The sequence below is a fragment of the Dyella sp. C9 genome, assembly GCF_003332825.1.
Taxonomy (GTDB): domain Bacteria; phylum Pseudomonadota; class Gammaproteobacteria; order Xanthomonadales; family Rhodanobacteraceae; genus Dyella.
On the sequence record NZ_QIRF01000003.1, the window covers coordinates 484,511 to 491,084 of the forward strand.

The 6,574-nt window shown below is 66.1% G+C and carries 6 protein-coding genes; 4 read left to right on the forward strand and 2 right to left on the reverse strand.

The genetic code is table 11. The features are described from left to right. Positions 1 to 75: 75 nt before the first annotated feature. Both DVU99_RS06895 and uvrA read right to left on the reverse strand, forming a co-directional pair. Entirely contained in the window at positions 76 to 582 is a 507-nt protein-coding gene (locus tag DVU99_RS06895) for a thioesterase family protein (protein ID WP_114239450.1), read from the reverse strand. Further along, positions 579 to 3,476 carry an excinuclease ABC subunit UvrA gene (gene uvrA, locus DVU99_RS06900; protein ID WP_114239451.1) on the reverse strand — a complete coding sequence of 966 codons (2,898 nt, stop codon included), beginning with the start codon at positions 3,474 to 3,476 and terminating at the stop codon, positions 579 to 581. Before uvrA ends, DVU99_RS06895 begins: the two co-directional genes overlap by 4 nt. Before the next feature lie 185 nt (positions 3,477 to 3,661). On the opposite strand from uvrA, the gene DVU99_RS19920 reads away from it, so the two are divergent. From DVU99_RS19920 to cgtA, 4 genes are all read left to right on the forward strand, one after another. Further along, complete coding sequence (locus tag DVU99_RS19920) at positions 3,662 to 4,450, forward strand: DUF2059 domain-containing protein (protein ID WP_232823488.1); 789 nt, start codon at positions 3,662 to 3,664, stop codon at positions 4,448 to 4,450. A gap of 98 nt (positions 4,451 to 4,548) precedes the next feature. Next, positions 4,549 to 4,863 carry a 50S ribosomal protein L21 gene (gene rplU, locus DVU99_RS06915; protein ID WP_019465501.1) on the forward strand — a complete coding sequence of 105 codons (315 nt, stop codon included), beginning with the start codon at positions 4,549 to 4,551 and terminating at the stop codon, positions 4,861 to 4,863. 19 nt (positions 4,864 to 4,882) lie between these two features. Then, entirely contained in the window at positions 4,883 to 5,140 is a 258-nt protein-coding gene (gene rpmA / locus DVU99_RS06920) for a 50S ribosomal protein L27 (RefSeq protein WP_114239452.1), read from the forward strand. A gap of 164 nt (positions 5,141 to 5,304) precedes the next feature. Then, on the forward strand, positions 5,305 to 6,384 hold the full coding sequence (gene cgtA, locus DVU99_RS06925; protein ID WP_114239453.1) for an Obg family GTPase CgtA: 1,080 nt from the start codon (positions 5,305 to 5,307) through the stop codon (positions 6,382 to 6,384). The last annotated feature ends 190 nt before the right edge of the window (positions 6,385 to 6,574 follow it).

A 6,574-nucleotide genomic window follows, 5' to 3' on the forward strand; every position in this document is an offset into this window, starting at 1 on the left:
GATCTTACGGATGCCATATGAAGCGACGGCATCCATGGCGTCCGGGGTGTTAACCCCGAACGCGGTACATGCCGTTCAAGCAGTGGGCTCGGCCGCGTCTCGGATGGCCTGCGGCAGGGCGACCGGTTTGCCGGTGGTGGGGTCCATCCACACCATCACCACCTTGCCGTCGCTGTACAGGCAGCTGGCGTCATTGGCATCGACGATGCGATGGGCCAGGGTGATCGAGCTGTTGCCCAGCCGCTCGCAGCTGAGTTCCACATGCAGCTGTGCGGGCCATTCGATCGGCCGGCGGTAGTTGATCTCGCTGGCGGCCAGCACCGGCATCGAGTGCTCGTCGAACCAGCCCGGCACATGGCGCAGCCACTGCAGGCGCGCTTCCTCCAGATAGGTCAGGTAGTTGGCGTTGTTGACGTGATTGAAGGCGTCGAGATCGCGCCAACGCACGCCGATCGGCGCGACGAACAGGGCCCGCGGTGACGCGCGCGGCGTCTCGATGGCTTCGCCGACCGGGGCGCTGTCCTGCGCCGCGGTCTTGCGGGCGCGCGTGCGTTTCTCGGGCGCCGTCTGGGTGGAACTCATGCAGTCTTCTTCCGTAATGCGGGTTTGCTCTTGCCGTTGCCCTCGGCCTTGGCCACCTTGGCGGGCTTCATGTCGAGGTGCGGGGCAAGGAAGTGTCCGGTGTGCGAACCCGGTGTGGCAGCCACCGTCTCCGGCGTGCCGGTCACGAGGATGCGACCACCACCGGCGCCGCCTTCCGGGCCGAGATCGACCAGCCAGTCGGCGGTCTTGATCACATCCAGATTATGCTCGATCACGACCACGGTGTTGCCCTGGTCCACCAGTTGGTGCAGCACGTCGAGCAATTGCTCGATGTCGTGGAAGTGCAGGCCGGTGGTCGGCTCGTCGAGGATGTACAGCGTGCGGCCGGTGTCACGCTTGGACAGCTCCTTGGACAGCTTTACGCGCTGAGCTTCGCCACCCGACAGCGTGGTGGCGCTCTGGCCGAGCTTGATGTAGTCCAGGCCGACGGCGCGCAGGGTTTCCAGTTTGCGCGCGATGGTCGGCACGTTCTCGAACAGCTTCAGCGCGTCTTCCACCGTCATGTCGAGCACGTCGGCGATGGTGTGGCCCTTGTAGTGCACTTCCAGCGTTTCGCGGTTGTAGCGCTTGCCGTGGCACACGTCGCAGGGCACGTACACATCCGGCAGGAAGTGCATCTCCACCTTGATCATGCCGTCGCCTTCGCAGGCCTCGCAGCGGCCGCCGCGCACGTTGAAGCTGAAGCGACCCGGCGTGTAGCCGCGCGCACGCGCTTCCGGTACCTGCGCAAACAGCTCGCGCAGCGGCGTGAACAGGCCGGTGTAGGTCGCCGGGTTGGAGCGCGGCGTACGGCCGATCGGCGACTGGTCGATGTCCACCACCTTGTCGAACAGCTCCAGGCCCTCGACCGAGCTGTACGGCGCGGCCTGCTCGCTGGCGCCGTTGAGTTCGGCGGCGGCAAGACGGAACAGCGTGTCGTTCACCAGGGTGGACTTGCCCGAACCGGACACGCCGGTGATGCAGGTGAACAGGCCGGCGGGAATGGCCAAGTCCACCTTCTTGAGGTTGTTGCCGCTGGCGCCCTTGAGGTGCAGCCACGAGTCCGCATCCAGCTGCTGGCGGCGTTCGGCGGGCACCTTGATGCCGCGCTTGCCGGACAGGTACTGGCCGGTGACGGAACGCGGCGAGGCCAGGATGTCCTTCAGCGCGCCCTGGGCTACCACTTCGCCACCGTGCACGCCGGCACCGGGGCCGATGTCGAGCACGTGGTCGGCCATGCGAATGGCGTCCTCATCGTGCTCGACCACGATCACCGTGTTGCCGAGATCGCGCAGCCGCGTCAGCGTTCCGAGCAGGCGCTCGTTGTCGCGCTGGTGCAGGCCGATGGACGGCTCGTCGAGCACGTACATCACGCCGACCAGGCCGGCGCCGATCTGCGAGGCAAGGCGGATGCGCTGCGCTTCGCCGCCCGACAGCGTATCGGCCTGTCGATCCAGCGTGAGGTAGTTGAGGCCCACATCGTTGAGGAAGCTCAGTCGCTCGCGGATCTCCTTGACGATCTTCACCGCGATCTCGCCACGCCAGCCGGTGAGCGAGAGCTTCTCGAAGAAGGCCAGCGCGTCGTCGATGGAGCGCGAGGTCAGCGAGGGCAGCGCGTGGTCGGCGACGAACACGTTGCGCGCGGAACGGTTGAGGCGCTGGCCTTCGCACTCCGGACAGGGCTGGTCGCTGATGTACTTGGCCAGCTCCTCGCGCACGGCGGGGGACTCGGTTTCCTTGTAGCGCCGCTCCATGTTCGGAATGATGCCTTCGAACGCGTGCTCGCGCGTGACGCGCCCGCCGCGTTCCGTGAGGTACTTGAACGCGATGGTTTCCTTGCCGCTGCCGTACAGGATGGCCTTCTGCACGTCGGCGGGCAGCTTGCGCCACGGCGTGTCGACGTCGAACTTGTAGTGGCCGGCCAGCGACAGGATCAATTGGAAGTAATGCGCGTTGCGACGGTCCCAGCCGCGGATCGCGCCATTGGCCAGCGACAGCTCCGGATGCGCCACCACGCGCGCCGGATCGAACACCTGGGTCACGCCCAGGCCGTCGCAGGTCGGGCAGGCGCCGATGGGCGAGTTGAACGAAAACAGGCGCGGTTCCAGCTCCGGCAGCGAGTAGTCGCAGACCGGGCAGGAATAGCGCGAGGACAGCAGCTGCTCCGGCGCCTTGTCGTCGTCCATGTCCACCACGATGACCAGGCCGTCGCCCAGGCGCAGCGCGGTCTCGAACGACTCGGCCAGGCGCTGCTTGATGTCATCGCGCGGGCGGAAGCGGTCGATCACTGCCTCGATGGTGTGCTTCTGGCGCAGCGTGAGCGGCGGCACGGCGTCGAGGTCGTACACGGTGCCGTCGACGCGCGCACGCACGAAGCCCTGCGCGCGCAGCTGGTCGAACACCTGCACATGCTCGCCCTTGCGCTCGCGGATCACCGGGGCGAGCAGCATGTAGCGCTTCTCGGGGTTCAGCGCGAGGGTGGCGTCCACCATCTGGCTGACCGTCTGCGCTTCCAGCGGGATGCCGTGGTCGGGGCAGCGCGGCGTGCCCACGCGGGCGTACAGCAGGCGCAGGTAGTCGTACACCTCGGTGATCGTGCCCACGGTCGAGCGCGGGTTGTGGGAGGTGGATTTCTGCTCGATGGAGATCGCCGGCGAGAGACCTTCGATGTGGTCCACATCCGGCTTTTCCATCATCGAGAGGAATTGCCGCGCGTAGGCCGACAGTGATTCCACGTACCGACGCTGGCCCTCGGCATAAATGGTGTCGAAGGCCAGCGATGACTTGCCAGAACCCGACAGGCCGGTGATCACGATCAGCCGGTCACGGGGCAGATCCAGGTCGATGTTCTTGAGGTTGTGCGTGCGCGCACCGCGGATGCGGATGGTGTCCATGTCGCCCGGGAAGGTGGGGGAAAGGGAAAAACTGCACTATATCAAACCAATCAGGTCAGTTATTGCCTGCCTGACGCCGGGCCGTCGATCTTCAGGGAAGAAAGATCCAAGTGTGGCTAAATAGGATCTTTGGCCTGGACCGGGCCCTGGCTTTGATTCGATAGAGAGTGCGGATGCTTAAGTGGATGAGATGGGGTGTCGCGCTGGCGCTTGCAATGGCCGGCGGGCAGGCGGTGGCCACCGCGGCCCCGCCCAGTGAAGACCAGGTTCGCCAGCTGCTCGACGTGGTCGGCGTGGGCAAGATGCTGGCGCAGATGAACTCCCAGGCGGTGACCACGCTGCAGCAATCGATGCCGTGCGTGTCGCCGGATTTCTGGCAGAACTACATGGACGCCAACCAGACCCAGCTGTTCATCGGGCGGCTGGTGCCGGTGTACCAGCGCCACTTCACGGCCGACGAGCTGGAAGGCTTGCTGAAGTTCTACCGCTCGCCGCTGGGTCAGAAGGTGGTCAACGAGATGCCGCTGACCATGGCCGAGGCCAACCAGGCTGGCCAGCAGTGGAGCCATGAGCGCAGCGAGCAGATGATCTCCGAGCTCAAGCAGATGGGCAGCCTGGACGCCAGCGGCCGCTGCCCGGGCAAGGTCGCCGCCAGCCCGGCAATCGGTGCGGGCCTGGCGGGTGCTGCCGTGGCCGGCGGTGCCCATGTGGCTGCCAGCGAAGAGGGCGACGAGGCGCCGGCCAAGACCAGCGCCAGCAAGACGCCGGCCAAGGCCAAGGCCCCGGTCCACAAGACCCCGGCCAAGCCGGCGCCGAAGAAGCCTGCTACGTCCAGCAAGACGGCTACCAAGACCGAGGCCAAGCCGGCCGCCAAGACGCCCGCCAAGAGCGAGTCCAAGGCCCCGGCCAAGACCGAGGCCAAACCCGCCTCGGGCACGGCCCCGTCCCAGGGCAGCTCGTCGGCTGGTCAGTAATTGACCAGCGGATGAAAGGCTCGCTATAATCCGAAGTTCGCCAGTGCCCAAACGTGGCCTGGCGAACCCAAGAGAATAACGACAGAAGGGATATTCCCATGAGTTACGCAGTCATCAAGACCGGTGGCAAGCAGTACCGCGTTCAGCAGGGCGACGTCCTGCGCGTGGAGCTGCTCAACGCCGAAGAAGGCGCCGCCTTCACCTTCGACCAGGTCCTGCTGGTCGGCGCCGGTGAGTCGATCACCGTCGGTGCGCCCACCGTGGCCGGTGCCACCGTCAGCGCCACCGTGCGCAAGCACGGCCGTGCCGACAAGGTCCGCATCATCAAGTTCCGCCGCCGCAAGCACCACAAGAAGCAGCAGGGACATCGTCAGCATTTCACCGAAGTCGAGATCACGGGCATCAACGCCTGAGCAACTGGAGCATTGAGTCATGGCACATAAAAAAGGCGTAGGTTCCAGCCGCAACGGTCGCGATTCGAACCCGAAGTACCTCGGCGTGAAGGTCTACGGTGGCCAGGCCATCGAAGCCGGCAACATCATCGTGCGTCAGCGCGGCACCAAGTTCCATGCCGGTACCGGCGTGGGCGTGGGTCGTGACCACACGCTGTTCGCCCTGGTCGACGGCACCGTCGAGTTCAAGGCACGCGGCGCCGAAGGCCGTAAGTTCGTCAGCGTCGTCAAGGTTTAATCCCCTTCGATGTTGCAACGAAGGCCCCGCCTCGGCGGGGCCTTTGTTTTTGTCGGGAAGTGGACGGGGCCGGGCCCACTGCGCGCGGCGCGGATACCGGTTTCCCTTATCATGCAGCACGGCTGCGCGTCCGATCCCCCAATTCACTTTCCCGGATAGCTCCCATGAAATTCGTCGACGAAGCCATCATCAAGGTCCAGGCCGGTGACGGCGGCAACGGATGCATCAGTTTCCGTCGCGAGAAATTCATCCCCTTTGGCGGCCCCGACGGCGGCGACGGCGGCAGCGGCGGCTCAGTGTGGCTGGTGGCCGACGAAGGCCTCAACACCCTGATCGACTTCCGTCACCAGCGCTCGTTCAAGGCCGAGCGCGGCCAGAACGGCATGGGCAGCCAGATGTACGGCAAGGGCGGTGAAGACACCTTCATCCGCGTGCCGGTGGGTACCGTGGTCACCAACGTCGACACCGACGAGACCATCGGCGACCTGACCCAGCATGGCCAGCGCCTGCTGGTGGCCCAGGGCGGCAAGGGTGGCCTCGGCAACATCCACTTCAAGAGCTCGGTGAATCGTGCGCCGCGCAAGTCCACCCCGGGTACGCCGGGCGACGTGCGCGAGCTGAAGCTGGAACTCAAGCTGCTCGCCGACGTGGGCCTGCTGGGCTTCCCGAATGCGGGCAAGTCGACTTTCATCCGCGCGGTTTCCGCAGCGACCCCGCGCGTGGCCGACTATCCGTTCACCACGCTGCATCCGAACCTGGGCGTGGTCAGCCTGGGTACCGACCAGAGCTTCGTGATCGCCGATATCCCGGGCCTGATCGAGGGTGCGGCCGATGGCGCCGGGCTGGGCATCCAGTTCCTGCGCCACGTGTCGCGCACGCGCCTGCTGCTGCACGTGGTCGATATTGCGCCGATCGACGGTTCGGACCCGGTGGAGCAGGTGCATGCCATCGAGCAGGAGCTGGAGAAGTTCGATCCCGAGCTGCTGCAGCGCCCGCGCTGGCTGGTGCTGAACAAGGCCGACGTGCTGCCCGATGACGAGCGCCAGGCGATTGCCGAGGACATCGTGCAGCGGCTGGAGTGGAAGGAGCCGTGGTTCCTGGTCTCGGCCATTGCGCGCGAGAACACCATGCCGGTGTGCCAGCAGGTGTGGCGCTTCCTTGAGGCGCAGCACATGGCGCACGAGGAGCGTACCGACATGCTGCCGGGCGACGTGCGGCTGCGTGGGGAAGGGGCGGCGGAGTAGTCGCTCGCGGCGGATTGGTTGAAAAGGCGGCCATGGGCCGCCTTTTTCTTTTCCCGCGCTGCTGGGGAGGGGGAGGGCAGGGTGAGGGGCGGGTGCTGGCGCGCATGGTTCCCCCGGCCGGCTCTGGTCGCAGGGGCTCGCGAGATGGGCGCCGGCCCCCCCCCCCCCCCCCCCCCCCCCCATTTTATTT

Coding starts and splice junctions, on each gene's coding strand:
- DVU99_RS06895 (WP_114239450.1), bottom strand. CDS start 582: ATGAGTTCCACCCAGACGGCGCCCGAGAAACGCACGCGCGCCCGCAAG.
- uvrA (WP_114239451.1), bottom strand. CDS start 3,476: ATGGACACCATCCGCATCCGCGGTGCGCGCACGCACAACCTCAAGAAC.
- DVU99_RS19920 (WP_232823488.1), top strand. CDS start 3,662: ATGAGATGGGGTGTCGCGCTGGCGCTTGCAATGGCCGGCGGGCAGGCG.
- rplU (WP_019465501.1), top strand. CDS start 4,549: ATGAGTTACGCAGTCATCAAGACCGGTGGCAAGCAGTACCGCGTTCAG.
- rpmA (WP_114239452.1), top strand. CDS start 4,883: ATGGCACATAAAAAAGGCGTAGGTTCCAGCCGCAACGGTCGCGATTCG.
- cgtA (WP_114239453.1), top strand. CDS start 5,305: ATGAAATTCGTCGACGAAGCCATCATCAAGGTCCAGGCCGGTGACGGC.